The sequence below is a fragment of the Elusimicrobiota bacterium genome (assembly GCA_018816525.1).
GTDB lineage: Bacteria > Elusimicrobiota > Endomicrobiia > CG1-02-37-114 > XYA2-FULL-39-19 > OXYB2-FULL-48-7.
Genome location: JAHIVV010000077.1, coordinates 1 through 18,279, shown reverse-complemented (window position 1 = coordinate 18,279; position 18,279 = coordinate 1). Strand labels below are relative to the sequence as shown.

Here is an 18,279-nt window from a genome sequence, read left to right as displayed (position 1 = left end):
GGTCATGGTTATGCCCAGTATCGTTCCAACGATTATAGAAAGATGGACCCAGGGCGGAGCTGTCGGTTATGATATTTTTTCCCGGTTGTTGAAGGAAAGAATAATTTTTGTCGGAGGTTACGGCGGCCAGGTTACTACTGATTCCGCAGATTTGATTATAGCCCAGCTGCTTTATCTGGATGCTGAAGACCCGGAAAAAGATATTTCTCTCTACATCAATTCACCCGGAGGCATGGTTACTGCCGGGCTGGCTGTATACGATACGATGCAGTACATAAAAGCGAACATAACTACGGTTTGCGTGGGCATGGCGATGAGTTTTGGAGCCCTGCTTCTTGCAGCCGGCGCCAAGGGTAAAAGATTTGCGCTTCCTCATGCGAGGATCATGGTCCACCAGCCGTTAATTTATGGCGGCGGGCTTTCAGGCTCGGCAACAGACATTGATATTGAAAACAAAGAACTGACTCATACCAAAGCGAGATTAATTGAAATTCTTGCCAAACATACAGGCCAAACGATTGAAAAAGTCAGGCAGGATACCGAGCGCAATTTTTACATGTCGCCTGAAGAAGCAAAAGCTTACGGGATCATCGACGAAATATTGTCGTTCAGGAAAAAAATATAAGTATGGATAATTTAAAAGAAGGCTCCGGGCTTTATAAATGCATTTTTTGCGGAAGAGGCAAACCCGAGCAGGTGCGCCTTATCGGGACTAACGGCATTTATATTTGCGAGGGCTGTATAGACAGTTCCCACAATATGCTCAGCGATATGGGCAGGGAAACCCGTAACCGCAAAGTCAAACAGCTGCCCAAACCAAAAGAAATTAAACAGACGCTTGATGAATACGTTATCGGCCAGGAAAAAGCAAAGAAGACTTTGGCTGTTGCTGTTTATAACCACTACAAAAGAATTTTTTCCTACGATAAAATGTCCGATGTTGAACTTCAAAAATCGAATATACTTCTTGTAGGCCCCACTGGCACGGGTAAGACGCTCCTGGCTGAAACTCTGGCGAGACTGCTTCACGTTCCCTTTGCCATTGCAGATGCCACAGCGCTTACCGAGGCAGGCTACGTTGGCGAAGATGTCGAAAATATTCTCCTTCGCTTGCTGCAGAATGCCGAGTTTGACGTAAAAAAAGCTGAACGCGGAATTATCTACATTGACGAGATTGACAAAATCTCCCGTAAGAGTGATTCTCCCTCGATTACCCGTGATGTATCGGGTGAAGGAGTACAGCAGGCATTATTGAAAATCATTGAGGGCACAATCGCAAACGTCCCGCCCCAGGGAGGAAGGAAGCATCCCCAGCAGGAATTTATCAAGATGAACACCACTGATATATTGTTTATCTGCGGGGGCACTTTCGACGGGATCGAAAAAGTTATCGGAACGCGGATGAATCAGTACACGGTAGGGTTTGGTTCTGAAATAAGTTCGAAAAAAGACAAGAAACCTTATGAATACCTGCCTTATATACAGCCGGATGATTTAATTAAATTCGGCCTTATTCCGGAATTTGTCGGGAGAATACCCGTTGTAGCAACCATGCACGGTTTATCAAAACCGGACCTGGTCAATGTGCTTACAAAACCCAAAAATTCGACAATAAAACAATTTAAGAAAATTTTTTCCATGGAAAACGTAGAACTCGCTTTTACTGATGAAGCGCTGGAAAATATTGCCGCCCTTACAATTAAAAGAGGCAGCGGCGCCAGGGGCCTGCGGGCCATAATTGAGGAATTGATGCTTGACATAATGTATGAATTGCCTGACCAGAAAAACCTTGAAAAATGCGTGATAGACGAAAAAGTCGTGAAGAAAGTTTACCCGCCCATACTAATCTATAAAAATCAGCCGGCTAAATAAAGCGGAGAAAAAATCGCATGAACGCAGAAAAGAACGAAAAAATAGAAAAGAAGCTAGTGATACCCGCAAAACTGCCGTTGCTCCCCGTACGGGATGTTGTAGTATTTCCTTACATGGTAGTTCCGTTAGCTGTAGGCAGGGATAAATCCATAAAAGCGCTTGAAGTAGCCATGGCTACTGACAGGCTCGTTTTTGTTGCGGCGCAAAAAAAAGCAAATACCGAAGACCCGCAGGTTGAAGACCTTTTTAAAGTCGGAGTTATCTGCGAAGTTTTACAGATGCTTAAGATGGCCGACGGCACGCTGAAAATTCTTGTAGAAGGCGTAAAAAGAGGCACCATCACTGATTCCAGCTATATTTCTGAACGGGGATACCTGGAAGTGTCATTTGATATTATAAATGAAGAAGAAGAGGGAGCCCCGGAAATAGAAGCGCTTAAAAGGGAAGCCCTCGAATTGTTCGACCAGTATGTTAAATTAAACCGCAGGCTGGTTGTTGATATTTCAAATGCGGTCCGCAGTATTGAAGACCCGTCAAAACTCTGCGATACGATTACCTCTCACCTGATGATAAAAATCGGCGAGCGCCAGAGCATACTTGAAACGATTTCCCTGAAAAAACGCTTGGAAATGCTTATAGAAATTTTAAACAGGGAAATTGAAATCCTTAATATCGAACGCAGAATACAGACCCGGGTAAAAAACCAGATAGAAAAAACACAGAAAGAATATTACCTTACGGAACAGATGAAAGCCATCCAGAAGGAATTGCGCCAGAAGGATGATTTTTCCAAAGAAGTTGACGAAGTCAGGCAAAAAATAAAACAGGCGAAAATGCCACCGGAGGCGCTGGAGGAAGCTGAAAAAGAACTTTCGCGCCTTGAAAAAATGATGCCTTTCTCGCCGGAAGCCACAGTAATCAGGACCTATCTTGACTGGCTGATTGAACTTCCGTGGGCCGTAGGAACTCCCGATAATTACGATTTGAAAAGAGCAAAAAAAATACTTGATGAAGACCATTACGGTCTGGATAAAATAAAAGACAGGGTAGTAGAATACCTGGCGGTTTTGAAACAGGTTCAGAAAATTAAAGGGCCGATCCTTTGCTTTGTGGGCCCGCCCGGAGTCGGAAAAACCTCGATAGCCAAATCCGTAGCCCGCGCGCTTGGCAGAAATTTTATAAGGGTTTCTCTCGGAGGCGTGCGCGATGAAGCTGAAATCAGGGGGCACAGAAGGACCTATATAGGTTCGCTGCCCGGCAGGATTATCCAGTCCATCAGAAAAGCTAAATCAAAAAATCCGGTATTCCTGCTTGACGAAATAGATAAAATGGGGACAGACTGGCGAGGAGACCCTTCGTCCGCTTTGCTTGAAGTCCTGGACCCGGAACAAAACACAAATTTTGTCGACCACTATCTGGACGTAGGTTTTGATTTGTCTTCGGTAATGTTCATTACAACCGCAAATACTCTTTATTCGATACCGCCCACGCTTGTAGACCGGCTGGAAGTATTAAGGTTCTCAGGCTACACAACGGATGAAAAATTGAAAATAGCGGAACAGTACCTCCTGCCAAAACAGATAAAAGAACACGGGCTTGCAGACAAGCAAATTAATATATCTTTGGACGCGGTGAAGGAAGCCATACAAAACTATACCCGGGAAGCGGGTGTAAGAAACCTGGATCGCGAGATAGCAAATCTTTGCCGTAAAGTTTCAAAAGAGATACAGTGGGACAATAAAAAAGAAACGGTTTGCGTAACTAAAGATAATGTAGGCAAATATCTTGGAGTTGCCGGATTTATACGCGAAAAAATTTCTCCCAATGACGTAGGAGTTGCAACCGGCCTTGCCTGGACGGAACAGGGCGGTGAAACCCTTACCATAGAAGTAGCCATGCTTAAAGGAAAAGGCAAATATACTTTGACCGGAAAACTTGGCGAGGTTATGCAGGAAAGCGCCCAGGCCGCATTGACTTACGTGCGTTCAATTTCAAAAAAATACAAAGTAAAAGATGATTTCTTTAAAGACAAGGATTTTCACATACACGTGCCCGAAGGCGCTATCCCAAAAGACGGCCCTTCCGCCGGTATTACCATAGCGACGGCTTTAGCAAGCGTGATGATCAATAAACCTGTAAAAAAAGACCTGGCGATGACGGGTGAAATAACGCTGCGCGGAAGAGTGCTTCCCATCGGCGGGCTGAAAGAGAAAATGATTGCCGCCTTCAGGGAAAATATCAAAATTATCATTATTCCCGAAGGAAATAAAAAAGACCTGGCGGATATTCCTGAAAAAATCCAGAAAGAACTTAAAATCATACCCGTAAAACACATGGGTGAAGTCCTTAAAGCCGCTTTTCAAAAATAAACCTTCCAGGTGTACAAGAGATTTCCATGAAACTTTTTGTGTAATTGCGCCATAATCTTGAGCCCCCTTAGCCCAACAAGGTCTTTTAGCTCCAGATTATAGGAATTAACGGTATTTAATGTTGCTCGCTAAAGGCAAAAAAAAGGGGTGTCCGCTTTTAATTCTTAATTAACACTGTTAGCTATCACATGTCCTATCGCAGATCCTTGACAAATATAAAGCAATTGTATAAAATCATTACATAATTGTAATCATTACAATATTGAGGGAAAATAAAAACATGGAAAAAGTTAAAAAACTATTAGAATCAAAAGGTATCAGGCCGACGTACCAGCGTTTAAAAATCCTTAAGTATCTTGAAGATAACAAGGAACACCCTACTGTAGATATAATCTATGAAGTAATGAAAAAAGATATTCCTACTATATCAAAAACAACAGTTTACAATACCCTGAATTCTTTAATTGAAAATGGCGTGGCACTTCCTATTATTATTACCGGCAAAGAAACACGGTTTGATTCAAATGTCATGTCGCACCATCATTTTTATTGCGAAAAATGCGGCAAGATACTTGATTTGAAGGTTGAGTGCGAACATTTTAAAAAAGGGAACATCCAAGGGCATAAAATCAAAGAACTGCATGGTTACTATAAAGGTATTTGCAAAAATTGCTTATGACGAAGGTAAAAGATGGAGCTAAAAGCACTATATAAAATTTCTTACGGTATATATATTGTCAGCTCAAAAAAAGGCGATAAATTCAATGGCCAAATAGCTAACACTGTTTTCCAGGTGACTGCTGAACCCCCGACTATTGCAATCAGTGTAAATAAACAAAACCTTACCTGGGAGTATATAAAGGAAAGCAAGGTTTTTACGGTTTCAGTTCTTTCAAAGGATGCGCCTATGCCTTTTATTGGCACATTCGGGTTTAAATCAGGCCGCACAATAGATAAATTCAAAGATGTAAAATATAAATCAGGGCTGAATGGCGCCCCAATAGTTCTTGATTTTGCAATTGGTTGTTTTGAAGCAGAAGTTATTAATAGTCTTGATGTTGGTACGCATACAATTTTTGTTGGTAAGATTATCGGCGCTGAAATACTTAGTGAAAATGAACCGATGACGTATACTATTTATCGTGATGTTAAAGGCGGCAAGTCACCAAAAACTGCGCCGACTTACATAACGCCAGCTAATATAAAGGAAGCTGATAAAAAGGAACAAGGGGGAAAGGCGATGGCAAAATATAAATGTACCATTTGCGGTTATATCTATGACCCGGACAAGGGTGATCCTGATTCCGGAGTGAATCCCGGAACTGCATTCGAGCAGATCCCTGATACGTGGGTTTGCCCGGTTTGCGGAGTAAAGAAAGACCAATTTGAAAAGATCTGAAAGGGGAGAAGCTATGAAAGCGAAGGTGGAAGCGGCGTTAGCGAAAGTAAGGCCGGCATTACAAATGGACGGCGGGAATGTTGAGCTGGTAGATGTAAGCAAGGATGGTGTTGTAAAAGTTAAATTAACAGGCGCGTGCGGGCATTGTCCGATGAGTCAGATGACCTTAAAGATGGGGATAGAACAGGTATTAAAGGAAGAAGTGCCTGAAGTAAAAGAAGTAGTGGCAATATAAAAAAAGGAGACAAAACTATGGGATGCGATTGCGGTTGCGGAAAAGAATGTACGCCGGAGAAAAAGAAAGTTTATAAATGCGAATGTTGCGGCAAAACGTCAGAAACACCGAAAGATTGCTGCAAAAAACCGATGAAGGAAGTAAAATAAAAGGAGGTCGCTTCATTGCCGATTTTTTCACCAGGACCCAAATAGAAGAGATGTTGATTTGGATCAAATTGAAACAAAATATAGAAATATCTGCGACAACAATAAATATCAATTTAGTGTTTTCGCAGTAAAAGAAATGGATGAAATGCAACTATGAAAGAAATCTATCTGGATAATCATTCAAACACAAGAATTGACGAGCGAGTGCTGAACGAGATGCTTCCGTACCTGAAGGAAAACTATGGCAATGCGCAGAGCATGCATTCTATAGGCGCAAAATCAAAAGACGCGCTTGATTTAGCTCGCAAACAGATTGCGGATTTAATCGGTTCAAAAGAAAATGAAATATATTTTGTTTCCTGCGCTTCGGAAGCAAATAACATGGCTATAAAAGGGACGGCAGAAGCCTATAAACAAAAAGGCCCTAAGGGGCACATAATTGTTTCCGGCATAGAACATTTTTCCGTGCTTTATTCCGCCAAAAGGCTTGAACAGGCAGGATTCACGGTAACTTATCTTCCTGTAGACAAATATGGTTTAATTTCGCCTGAAGACGTAAAAAATGCCATCAAAGCGGATACCATTCTTGTTTCAATCCAGCATGCGAACCCAGAAATCGGAACTGTGCAGGATATTGAAGCAATTTCAAAAATAATCCATGAAAAAGAAATAATCTTTCATGTTGACGCTGTTTGTACGGTTGGAACGGTTCCTGTTGATGTGAATAAACTGGGCGTTGATTTGCTGACCTTGTCAGGAACGCAATTTTACGGCCCGAAAGGCGCCGCGGCGCTTTATATGAAAAAAGGAACAAGAGTGATACCTCAAATTGACGGCGGCATACAGGAAAACGGCCGGCGCGCCGGCACTGAAAATATTCCCGCGATAGCGGGTTTGGGTAAAGCGGCTGAAATTGCTAAAAAAGAAATGGCGCAAAATTTTGATAAACTTATTTCTTTGCGCGATAAATTGATTTCACAGCTGCCAAAGCATATAGAATATTCCTATCTTAATGGACATCCGGTAAAACGACTGCCGAATAATGTAAATTTTTCCATAGAATTTATTGAAGGCGAAGGAATGTTACTGTTCCTGGATCAAAAGGGAATTTATGTGACCAGCGGGTCTGCATGCACTTCCAAAGCCCTAAAGATGTCGCATGTACTGGCTGCAACTAAAATGGATACAGCTGTTGCGCAAGGTTCCGTTTTGATGACTTTGTCAAAATACACAACAGAAGATGATATTGATTTTATACTAAAAGAATTTCCGCCGATAGTAAAGAGGCTGCGTGATATGTCGCCCCTTTATGCGTATTTCCAAAAAACTGGAAAACGGCAGGAGGCGGGCCCCGGTACGGATTATGAACACGAACATGAGGAGGTTTAGATGGCTTTCTACTCTGAAAAGGTAATGGACCATTTTCAAAACCCAAGGAATGTAGGCGAAATTCCCAACGCTGACGGCAAAGGCGAAATAGGAAACCCGGTTTGCGGGGACATGATGACGTTCTATATTAAAGTAAAGGATAACCGGCTTGAAGACGTAAAATTTAAAACGTTCGGCTGCGGAGCGGCAATAGCGGTATCGTCAATGGTTTCTGAGATGGCGAAAGGTAAAACACTTGATGAAGCCATGCAAATAACAAATGCCTCGGTTGCGCAGGAACTTGGCGGGCTTCCTCCAAATAAAATGCATTGTTCAAATCTTGGCGCCGACGCTCTTCACAAAGCGATAGAAGATTACAAAAAGAAATTGGTGAAATAACTATGGAAAAGAAAGAAAAATGCAAATGCCCGTTTTGCGAAAATGAGCTTGAAATGAGCTGTTATGAACCGGTTTTCTGCGAACCGTGCCGGAAAAAGATTAATATCTGCAAAAAGTGCGGAAAGACATATAATGCAGAGCTGAATGTATGCCCAGAGTGTAAAGAAAAGCGATGCCAGGCAAAACTAAAATTATCTAAAACAAAAGATAACAAGTGGGAAGCAAAACAATAAAGGGATTATATGGAAATAAGTGTTTTAGTCGGCGGTAAAGCTGGCGAAGGCATAGACCAGTCAAGCCTGGTTATTGCAAAACTTATTAATCAGCTTGGGTATCAAATCTATGTTTACCGTGATTATCCTTCCCTGATAAGGGGAGGGCATACTTTTTCTATTATCAGGGGCGCCCAGAGAAAAATCAGCGCGCATTATGACCATGTAGATTATATTCTTGCTTTCAATCAGGATTGTATTGACCTGCATAAGGATAGGATTAAAAAGGATACATGCGTTATCTATGATTCAGATATTATAAAGCCTGAGATTTTTCCTCCGGGTTTAAAAACAGCCGGCATACCTCTTGCTAAAATAGTTAAAGAAGAAAATGCCATAGCGATAATGAAAAACTCCTGCATTTTGGGAAGTTTTTGCAAAGTTGCTGGTATAAAATGGGAAATTCTGGAACAGGTTTTTAAAAACAATATTCACAAAGAACTTGAGCAGAATCTTAAAATTGCCAGGCGCGGATATGATGAGGCAAAAGAGGCAGACAACAAAATATCCCGGGCTTCCGAAAAAGCTCCTATGCCTGTTGTAACGGGCAATGATGCAATCTCTCTCGGGCTTGTAAGCGCGGGCCTCGAAGCATTTCTGGCTTACCCAATGACACCAACGTCAGGAGTACTTCATTTTTTGGCTCAGCAGGCGGAAGAATTTTCCCTCAAAGTCGTGCATCCTGAAAGTGAAATTGCCGTGATGCTTATGGCAACAGGTTTTGCGTATGCAGGAAAAAGGGCCGCTGTGGCGACGTCCGGCGGCGGGTTCTGCCTTATGACAGAAGGGTTGAGCTTTGCAGCGATGGCGGAATTGCCGGTTGTGATAGTTCTTGGCCAGAGGCCGGGGCCCAGCACTGGTTTGCCTACATATTCCTGCCAGACTGAATTGCATTTTGCGCTAAATGCCGGACAGGGCGAATTTTCCCGGTTTATTGTTGCGCCGGGGGACGCAGATGAAGCATATTTTTGGTCCGCTTTTGCGCTCGACGCTGCGTGGAAATACCAAATACCGTCATTTGTGCTTACAGATAAAACCTTGAGTGAAGGAAATTTCAATCTGAATACAGATTCGAAATGTTTTATTTCAAAACCCGATTTGGCGCCTTTGTTGTGGGATAGAAAAAACCCGCAAGCATATAAAAGGTATCAGGTTACCGAAACTGGTATCTCTCCGCTCGCTTTTGTCCCTGAAAAGGACGTTGTTATAAAAGTTAATAGTTACGAGCATGATGAAGCAGGAATTACCACAGAAGAACCCGAAATAACGAAAATGATGCAGGATAAACGCCTGCTTAAGGAAAAATATTTATCGCAGGAACTTGAAAAAATTGAAACAGTAAAGATTTATGGCAACAAGGATTCTAAAACCGCCCTGGTTTGTTGGGGATCTAATAAAGGCGTTTGTATCGAACTGGCTGAAAAACTTGGGTTGAAAGTAATCCAGCCGGTAGTTCTTTCGCCGTTTCCAGAAAATAAATTCAGGGAGGCTTTGAAAGGAATAGAAAAAACGATTTATATAGAAAATAATTCAACCGGTCAGCTTGAACGCCTGGTAAGAACTTACGGTTTTAAAGCCGATAAAATGATTTTAAGATATGACGGCAGGCCGTTTTCACTGGAAGGCTTGGAAGCAGAACTAAAAAAAGTGATTTGATTTGGTGAATATATGACAGAACTGAATACGAGCGCGAAAAATACATGGTGCCCGGGGTGCGGGAATTTTGCAATTTTGGGTTCGATAAAAGCTGTTATAAACGCTTTAATTGAAGAAGGCACTCCAAAAGAGAAAATAGTTATAGTTTCCGGTATCGGCTGCCACGCAAAAATAGTTGATTACCTGAATATAAATAGTTTTTATTCATTACATGGAAGAGTGGTCCCCGTTGCAACAGCTATAAAACTTGCTAACCCAGATCTGAAAGTAATAGGTTTTGCCGGCGACGGAGATTGCTACGGCGAAGGTTTGGAACATCTGTTATTTGGAGCAAAAAGAAATGTTGATATCACCATGATTGTGCACAACAACCGGGTCTACGGCCTTACAACCGGCCAATATACCCCAACTTCACCTCTGGGCTACAAAGGCCGCTCAACACCCGGAGGTTCAAAAGAACTTCCTATAAATCCGTTAGAAATTGCTCTTGCGAGCGGTGCAACATATGTTGCCAGGGGTTTTTCCAATAACATGGAACTCATGAAAAAATTATTTAAGGAAGCAATTTTGCATAAAGGATTTTCTCTTGTGGATGTGCTCCAGGTCTGTGTGACATTTTTCAATATGTACGATTACTACAATAAAAAAGCTTATGAACTGGTTGATCATAACACCGGCAGGTTTGACGATGCTATGAAAAAATTAAGAGAATGGGATTATAATATGAATGTTCCTATTGCTCTGGGAGCATTTTACAAAAAGGAAGACACTACTTTTGACGAAAATTTCCATCAAGGAAAAATTGACGGAAATATTCGGTCAGCAAAAATGCAGGAACTGTTAAAAAAGTATGTTTAAAAAACCGGAGGATAAAAGCATGAAAAGGAGAATGTTTTTAGCAGCAGTTATTGTTTTGGGTATAAGTTTTGCAGGTATAGCTCAGACCTCCCCTGAGGATAAAGCAATTGATTTTTCGCTCAAGAGCATTAAGGGTGAGCAGGTAAGCCTGAAGAGCTTCAGGAATAAAAAGACAGTAATGATTGTTTTTTGGGCCAGCTGGTGCGGCTACTGTATTGAGGAAATTCCGGAACTAAAAAAATTGTACGATGCTGTTGATAAAAATAAATTTGAGATTCTGGCTGTAAATGTTCAGGAAAAACAGCAAGATGTCTCTGCTTATGCAAAAAAGAGAGGAATTAAATATAAAATTTTGCTCGATACCGATGGAACAGTCTCTGCCGCTTATAAAGTTACAGGTATCCCTGCAAATATTATAGTAGATAAAAACGGTAACATCATTTATAATGAGCATCAAGTGCCGCATGATTCAATTCAATATGTTAAGAAGTTAATCGGGCAGAAAACTAAGGGGTCAAAATGACAGCGGTAAAAATTGCAGATGGTTTATTTTGGGTCGGAGCCATTGACTGGAACTTAAGGGCTTTCCACGGGCATACTTACAACACCCAGAGAGGTTCAACCTATAATGCATATTTAATCGTAGACCCTGAAGGAAAAGTTGCGTTGGTTGATACGGTCCTTGAGCCGTTTGCCAATGAAATGATTGAAAATATCAAAGAGATAATCCCGCCGGAGAAAATAGACTACATAATTGCCAATCATGTGGAAAGAGATCATTCAGGGGCATTACCTGCAATACATAAACTCTGCCCAAAAGCGCTGGTTTTAGGCACGGAAAAATGCAAAGAAGGATTGTATAAGAATTATTACGGCGATTGGGAATTTAGAATAGTAAAAAGCGGGGATAAGCTTAAATTGGGTAAAAAAACCTTAACATTTATTGAAGCTCCCATGATTCACTGGCCGGACAGCATGTTCACATACATGATTGAAGACGAGATTTTACTGCCGAACGACGCTTTTGGCCAGCATTATGCCACTTCAGAAAGGTTTGACGATGAAGTGGATAATAGTTTTCTTATGGACGAGGCGGCAAAATATTATGCAAATATAATCTGGCCCTTAAGCCAGATTGTTTTGAGGAAAATCGAGGAAGTGCAGAAAGCGAATATACCGATAAAAATGATTGCGCCCAGCCATGGAATTATCTGGCGCAAAGACCCGATGAAAATAGTAAATTCTTATATTAATTGGGCCAAGAACGAAACAAAGAAAAAAGTGGTTATAGTTTACGAAACCATGTGGGAGTCTACAGCGAAAATGGCTAAACAAATAGCTGATGGAATTATGGATGCGGGTGGTATTGACGTTAAACTGTATGATGTCAATTCAGCGGATCGTACTGAAGTTATTAAGGAGATGCTTGATGCAAAAGGATATTTGATAGGTTCTTCTACGCATGGGAACGATATGCTGCCCAGTATAGAAGGGTTTTTGGGGTTTTTGAAAATCCTAAAACCGAAAAACAGAATTGCAACGGCTTTTGGTTCCTACGGTTGGGCTGGCGGAGCCGTAATGCGGATTGAAGGGGTGCTCAAAGAAACAGGGATTGAGCTTGCACAGCCTTCAATATCTGTTAAATTTGTTCCTGATGAAAATGAAATGAAGCAATGTTACGAGTTTGGCAAAAATTTTGCGCAAAAAATATGAAGGGAGGACGGAATGAAAAGCATTAAAGGGAGTAAAACTGAAAAAAATCTTTTAGCAACGTTTGCAGGCGAATCGCAGGCAAGGAACAGATACACGTATTTTGCATCTGCGGCAAAGAAAGAAGGCTATGAACAAATTTCTTTTCTCTTTACTGATACTGCTGAAAATGAGAAAGAACATGCAAAGGTATTTTTCAAGTATTTAGAAGGCGGCGATGTTGAAATTACGGCAACTTACCCGGCAGGTGTTATCGGTAAAACAACAGAAAATTTGAAAGAAGCCGCGGCAGGTGAAAATTTGGAATACTCCAAATTATATCCAGAATTCGCAAAAATTGCTGAAGCGGAAGGTTATCCGGAAGTTGCCGCGTCCTATAGGGCGATTGTTGTTGCAGAAAGACAGCATGAAAAAAGATACCTGGCGCTCTTAGAAAATATTAAAAACAACAGAGTATTCAAAAGAGAAAAAATTACAAAGTGGAGATGCAGAAACTGCGGGTATATTCATGAAGGCGCAGAAGCTCCAAAAGAGTGCCCCGCCTGCAAACATCCGACTGCGTATTTTGAGCTTTTAGGTGAAAACTGGTAAAAATGTTAAAACTCCCCTAGACCGAACCCCCACTGTCCCCCTTTGCTAAAGGGGGAGGAAAAGGGGGTTGTTAAGAATAGAAGGGGAGTTGTAAAATGAATATAATAGAATTAAAGCGTTTATATAGGTTAAGAAAAGGCGAGATCATTTCTAGGCTGAATGAGTTCGGCTGTGTTTTACGCAAAGGCGCGCGTAAAAGCGCGCAAAAAGACATTTTCCCTGAATTGTGTTTCTGCCTGTTCACTCCCCAATCAAAAGCAAAAAGCTGCTGGGAAGCTGTATCCATTCTTAAAAACAATAAATTGCTTTTCTCCGGCGAAGCCCAACAAATCAGCGAACATCTCAATAAAGTCCGTTTCAAAAACAATAAAGCAAGATATGTGACAGAATCCCGTAAAATTATGGGTGAATTGCATAAAAGATTGCTTGATCCCAAAGAACAAGCCAATACTTTTGAGCTCAGAAATTGGATTGTGAAAAATATTAAGGGAATCGGATATAAAGAAGCCAGCCATTTCCTTAGAAATATCGGGCTTGGGGAAAACCTGGCGATTTTAGACCGGCATATCCTGAAAAATATGAAAGCTCTGGGGGTTATAAAAGAAATTCCAACATCAATTACGCCGAAAAAATATTTTGAAATAGAAGAAAAACTCAAACAATTTTCTAAGAAAATCAAAATCCCGATTTCTCACCTGGATTTGCTTTTTTGGTCTAACGAAACCGGAGAGATATTCAAATAAACTAAATGGAAAAAATTGTATTAGTAGGAAATCCGAATGTCGGAAAAAGCGTTATATTTAATTGCCTGACAGGCAATTATGTAACCGTGTCCAATTATCCGGGAACCACCGTAGATGTTTCGGACGGACTGGTGAAGTTGAACAATAAAGTATATCAGGTTATAGATACTCCTGGGGTAAATTCTCTTATTCCGCATTCAGAAGATGAAATAGTCACTTCAAATATATTGCTTGAAGGAGACATTAAAGCAGTAATCAATGTTCTTGACAGTAAGAATCTCGATAGAAGCCTTATTCTTACCCTTGAATTGATAGAGACAGGATTGCCATTGATAGTAGTACTCAATATGCATGACGAAGCCAAACAGCGCGGTATTAATATTGATGCAGAGGCGCTTTCTTCAACCCTGGGATTAAGCATAGTCAAAACTGTTGCTATAACAAAAGAAGGCATACCGGAGTTGAAAGGACTGCTCTCCCAAGAAATAAAACATGACAGTCCAAATTTTAAAATAGAATATAATGAAATAATTGAAGACTCATTGAGCAATATTAGAAAGGAATTGCCGGCATTTTTGAAAGATAACCGCGCTTTTGCTTTAAGGCTGCTTGCGTCGGATCTTGAAGACGAAAAAATATCAAAATATCTGGTAAAGGAAACTGTTGAAAAAGTACATTCAATAAAAAATTTTTGCCGGAAAGAACTTTCAAAGCCGGTTGAAGCGGTGCTGATGGATGAAAAACTTAAAATTACGGGAAAACTTTTTAAAAAAACCCTGAAGTTCTCGGCGCCGTTGAACCGGGTAATACAGGATTTTTTGGGCCGGATGACTTTGCGGCCTTTCAGCGGCCTGATAATTCTCTTTTTTGTGCTGTTAGTAATGTATGAGTTTGTCGGCAGGTTTGCCGCAGGCGCAATGGTGGATTTTTTTGAAAATACAATTTTCAAAGGTTACATTAATCCGGTATTCATGAAATTATTTGAAAAGTATATTCACATCGCGTTTATTAATGAATTATTTATCGGAGAATATGGAATAATAACCATGGCATTGACTTACGCGTTTGCTATTGTTTTGCCTATAGTAACCGTTTTTTTTATTTTTTTCGGATTATTGGAAGATTCCGGGTATTTACCCAGGTTATCCGCTCTTTCAGACAGATTGTTCAGCAAAATCGGACTCAATGGCCGGGCGATACTTCCCATGGTGCTGGGTTTAGGCTGTGGGACTATGGCAGTTTTAACTTCGAGAATACTTGATACTAAAAAGGAAAGGCTGCTGGTAACCTTGCTGCTTGCGTTATGTATCCCGTGTTCCGCGCAGCTGGGTGTAATCCTGGGATTGTTGGGAAGCATATCATTTACAGGTTTTATAATTTGGTTTCTTTCCATCCTCTCATCATTTGTCCTTGTGGGTTTCGTGGCGTCAAAAATTGTTAAAGGCGAAAAGAGCCGCTTTATCCAGGAATTGCCGCCGATAAGGATTCCAAAAATCAGCAATATTCTCGTAAAAACATTCGCAAGAATCAAATGGTACCTGAAGGAAGCTGTTCCGTTGTTTATTGCAGGCACTCTTTTCCTGTTTTTTTTGAGCAAGTCGGGATTGTTGGGATTTTTAAATAAACTAATGAATCCGATTGTTGTTGATTTGCTGAACCTGCCTATAGAAACTTCATCCGCGTTTATTGTGGGATTTTTAAGAAGAGATTACGGAACTGCGGGCCTTTACATGCTTTATAAGAAAGGAATGATGACAAATCAGCAGGTAGTGGTAAGCCTGATTGTGGTTACATTGTTTATGCCGTGTATAGCGCAGTTTCTTGTAACAATAAAGGAAAGAGGAATTAAAGCTGCCGCAGGGATTATGCTTTTTGTTACGACTTACGCGATTTTGTTTGGCAGTATGGTAAATTTACTGTTAGGCTATTTAGTTAGCTATAAAATTATTAGTTTATAGAGGTAAATAAAATGAACGAAGAAAAAACATCCATTCATGGCCTGTGTCCGGCAAAACAGGAGATAGAGGAAGCTTTAAGCATTATTTGGGAATTAAAAGAAAAAAACAATGACACAAAAGATACTGTATCAAAAAAAATTCATGAAAGTATAGGAAGAGATATCTTCGCGGATTTAGAAAACAAAGGATTCGTTTTATTAAAGGATGCAAAGGTAATGTTCAGCCCGGAAGGGGAGAAAATTGCTAAAGACCTGATCCGCAGGCAAAGGGTTGCCGAGAGGTTGTTATCCGATGTGCTTGATATTGCCGAACCAAGTTCCTTTGCCTGTGATTTTGAACACATACTTTCAAAAGAAGTTGAGGAAAGTATCTGCACTCTTTTGGGGCATCCCAGGCAGTGCCCGCACGGATCTCCTATTCCTGTGGGCGAGTGCTGTGAAAAAGCAAAAGATAGAGTTGACAGCATAATTATTCCGTTATCAAAAATAAAAGCCAATAGCGATGTAAAAATTGTTTATATCCTGGGAGAAAAAGACATTCAACTGCACAAACTGATGTCTTTCGGCCTGGTTCCGGGAAATACAGTGCGTGTTCACGAAACATACCCTTCCTTTATTATCCAGCACGGCGAGACCCAGATTGCCATTGAAGAGGAAATAGCAAAAAACATATTTGTAAAAAAACCCAAATAAAATGAAAGCTAAATTAATTGCTTTTGGTTTGCTTTTAGTGTTATTTGTAAGAGTCCTGATGTTCATAAGTGTTGCCACCGACACTTATGACGAGATGGATTACCTTAAATCCGGCTGGTACCTTGCAAAATACAACACTTGGGATATTGAAAGCACCATAAGACATCCTTCTCTCTCATTTTACACTCACGGCAAAATACTGAATAACTTCCAGTTCAAGGATTGGGATCAAAGGCTTTTCTACGCAAGAGCTTTGATGTCCTTGTTTTCTTTATTGTTGGGTTTTTACATTTTCAAATTTGCCCGGGAGCTTTATGGGAATAAGGCCGGGCTAATCGCGCTGGGGTTGTATTCTTTTTCACCGAATGTGATAGCTCATTCCGGGTTGATTACCACAGATATATTGGTAAGCTGTTTCATGTTTATAACCGTTTATTATTTCTGGAAGTTCAGGGATGATAAGTCAAAAGTAAAATGGGTGCTTGTTTCAGGTGTTTTTCTGGGATTGGCATTACTATCAAAATATACTGCGGTAATTCTTTTTGCGATACTGCCAGTATTCCTGATTGCTGAAAATTTGCTTTACAAAAAGAAACTAAAAGCAGTTTCATTTGTATTTATTATCTTAATAGGGTTATTTGTACTAAATTTAGGGTACGGATTTAACGGAACCTTCGGCAAGCTTGATAAAAGGATATTGAGAAGCAATTTGTTTTTGGCTTTAGATAAAACCGCTGTACTAAATTTACTGCCGCATCCCTATGTAATCGGATTTGACCGCCAACAGCATATAAATGAAATAGGCCACCCCGCGTTTCTTATGGGCAAGTATTCCTATCATGGCTGGTGGTATTATTTCCCCACAGCATTTGCGTTGAAAGAACCTCTGCCAATTTTGTTAATGATTTTGATATTCCTTCTTTTCTTCAAATACCGCCAAATAGGAAAATCTTTGCCTGCTGATTACTTCCTTATCATTCCAGTCGCGATGCTGGTTGTTGTAGCGTGTTTTTTCAATAAAAATAATACCGGGTTCAGGTATTTACTACCGTTGTTCCCGTTTATGTTTGTACTATTGAGCAATCTAGCCAATATAAAAGTTAAACTCATTAAACCGGTTTTTATTGTGTTGCTATTGTGGTACGCTGTAGATAGTTTGCTGGCGCATCCGTATTATATAGCGTATTTCAATGAGTTGGCCGGCGGGTCAAAAAACGGTTATAAATACCTCGCAGATTCAAATCTTGACTGGGGACAGGACAGGAACCTGGTTATCAAATATATGAAAGATAAAAAACTGCAGTTTAATCCTAAAACTCCTGTCGCAGGAAAGATCATAATAAACGCAAATAACCTGGATGACGTTTTTGTCCTTAATAAAAATACGCATAAATGGCTCCGGGATTTTAAACCTTCGGGAAATATCGGGTATTCCTGGCTGATTTATGATATCTCGCAAAGCGATTATGAAAATATTCTGAAAAATAATCCAAGAGTTGAAAAGAAACAGGAAATTCTAGATTCTTATGTAATTAAAATCTCAACCGATATATATTTTTATCTGGAAAAACTTAAAACTGAACCGGAAAACCCTGTTTTGCACAACAATCTGGGTTTTGTGTATTGGTTGAAAGGTGATATTGATAAATCAATCGCGGAATTTTCAAAGGCACTGGAGCTCGACCCCTACCAGGTTGAATATTATTCCAATCTTGCGTATGTTTACAATCAAAAGGGTGATAAGAAGGCCGCATCCGCGCTTATGGGAAGCTATAGGCAGTATTCAGGCAGGTCTATGATGAAAGCGATTTATTATATCCAATATGGAGAGGACAAAATTATCCTTGATAATATTTTTGTCCTCCCGGTATCAGAAATCAAAGTTATGTAGTAGCAAGAACACTGTTTTGAGCGACATTGAGATATTTAGGTGAAAAAACCGTTAAGAAATTGACATGTTTGACGACCGTAGGGAGGAGTTTGTCAATTTTAGGTTTTTGAACCGTCC

18 protein-coding genes are annotated in these 18,279 nt (G+C 40.5%); all 18 read left to right on the top strand.

Going from position 1 to position 18,279, the window contains the following annotated elements; all coding sequences use genetic code 11:
* The first annotated feature begins 10 nt into the window (after positions 1–10).
* The 18 genes from KKH91_07440 to KKH91_07355 all read left to right on the top strand — a co-directional run bounded on the left by KKH91_07440 (position 11) and on the right by KKH91_07355 (position 18,162).
* Positions 11–625 carry an ATP-dependent Clp protease proteolytic subunit gene (locus tag KKH91_07440; GenBank protein MBU0952636.1) on the top strand — a complete coding sequence of 205 codons (615 nt, stop codon included), beginning with the start codon at positions 11–13 and terminating at the stop codon, positions 623–625.
* A 2-nt stretch (positions 626–627) separates the two neighbouring features.
* Entirely contained in the window at positions 628–1,872 is a 1,245-nt protein-coding gene (gene clpX / locus KKH91_07435; protein MBU0952635.1) for an ATP-dependent Clp protease ATP-binding subunit ClpX, read from the top strand.
* Positions 1,873–1,889: 17 nt separating this feature from the next.
* Positions 1,890–4,241: an endopeptidase La gene (gene lon, locus KKH91_07430; GenBank protein MBU0952634.1), complete on the top strand. Its 2,352-nt coding sequence runs from the start codon at positions 1,890–1,892 to the stop codon at positions 4,239–4,241.
* 280 nt (positions 4,242–4,521) lie between these two features.
* Entirely contained in the window at positions 4,522–4,920 is a 399-nt protein-coding gene (locus tag KKH91_07425; GenBank protein ID MBU0952633.1) for a transcriptional repressor, read from the top strand.
* Between the two features lie 12 nt (positions 4,921–4,932).
* The gene (locus KKH91_07420) at positions 4,933–5,640 is read left to right on the top strand and encodes a rubredoxin (GenBank protein MBU0952632.1); all 708 of its coding nucleotides are present in this window, start codon (positions 4,933–4,935) and stop codon (positions 5,638–5,640) included.
* Positions 5,641–5,653: 13 nt separating this feature from the next.
* Positions 5,654–5,875, top strand: coding sequence for a NifU family protein (locus KKH91_07415; protein ID MBU0952631.1), 222 nt, complete (start codon positions 5,654–5,656; stop codon positions 5,873–5,875).
* Positions 5,876–6,177: 302 nt separating this feature from the next.
* Positions 6,178–7,413 carry a cysteine desulfurase gene (locus KKH91_07410; protein MBU0952630.1) on the top strand — a complete coding sequence of 412 codons (1,236 nt, stop codon included), beginning with the start codon at positions 6,178–6,180 and terminating at the stop codon, positions 7,411–7,413.
* On the top strand, positions 7,414–7,791 hold the full coding sequence (nifU, locus tag KKH91_07405; GenBank protein MBU0952629.1) for a Fe-S cluster assembly scaffold protein NifU: 378 nt from the start codon (positions 7,414–7,416) through the stop codon (positions 7,789–7,791).
* A 2-nt stretch (positions 7,792–7,793) separates the two neighbouring features.
* Positions 7,794–8,024: a hypothetical protein gene (locus KKH91_07400; GenBank protein ID MBU0952628.1), complete on the top strand. Its 231-nt coding sequence runs from the start codon at positions 7,794–7,796 to the stop codon at positions 8,022–8,024.
* Positions 8,025–8,033: 9 nt separating this feature from the next.
* Complete coding sequence (locus KKH91_07395; protein MBU0952627.1) at positions 8,034–9,719, top strand: 2-oxoacid:acceptor oxidoreductase subunit alpha; 1,686 nt, start codon at positions 8,034–8,036, stop codon at positions 9,717–9,719.
* A 12-nt stretch (positions 9,720–9,731) separates the two neighbouring features.
* A complete protein-coding gene (locus tag KKH91_07390) occupies positions 9,732–10,577 on the top strand; it encodes a 2-oxoacid:ferredoxin oxidoreductase subunit beta (protein MBU0952626.1) in 846 nt (281 codons plus the stop codon).
* A complete protein-coding gene (locus KKH91_07385) occupies positions 10,570–11,100 on the top strand; it encodes a TlpA family protein disulfide reductase (GenBank protein MBU0952625.1) in 531 nt (176 codons plus the stop codon). Before KKH91_07390 ends, KKH91_07385 begins: the two co-directional genes overlap by 8 nt.
* On the top strand, positions 11,097–12,290 hold the full coding sequence (locus KKH91_07380) for a flavodoxin domain-containing protein (GenBank protein ID MBU0952624.1): 1,194 nt from the start codon (positions 11,097–11,099) through the stop codon (positions 12,288–12,290). The genes KKH91_07385 and KKH91_07380 overlap by 4 nt, the downstream gene beginning before the upstream one ends.
* 12 nt (positions 12,291–12,302) lie before the next feature.
* Positions 12,303–12,878: a rubrerythrin family protein gene (locus KKH91_07375; GenBank protein MBU0952623.1), complete on the top strand. Its 576-nt coding sequence runs from the start codon at positions 12,303–12,305 to the stop codon at positions 12,876–12,878.
* A gap of 95 nt (positions 12,879–12,973) precedes the next feature.
* A complete protein-coding gene (locus KKH91_07370) occupies positions 12,974–13,621 on the top strand; it encodes an N-glycosylase/DNA lyase (GenBank protein MBU0952622.1) in 648 nt (215 codons plus the stop codon).
* A gap of 5 nt (positions 13,622–13,626) precedes the next feature.
* Positions 13,627–15,579, top strand: a complete 1,953-nt coding sequence (feoB, locus tag KKH91_07365; protein MBU0952621.1) for a ferrous iron transport protein B — start codon at positions 13,627–13,629, stop codon at positions 15,577–15,579.
* A gap of 11 nt (positions 15,580–15,590) precedes the next feature.
* Entirely contained in the window at positions 15,591–16,271 is a 681-nt protein-coding gene (locus KKH91_07360) for a FeoA domain-containing protein (GenBank protein ID MBU0952620.1), read from the top strand.
* 1 nt (position 16,272) lies between these two features.
* A complete protein-coding gene (locus tag KKH91_07355; protein ID MBU0952619.1) occupies positions 16,273–18,162 on the top strand; it encodes a glycosyltransferase family 39 protein in 1,890 nt (629 codons plus the stop codon).
* Positions 18,163–18,279 lie beyond the last annotated feature (117 nt).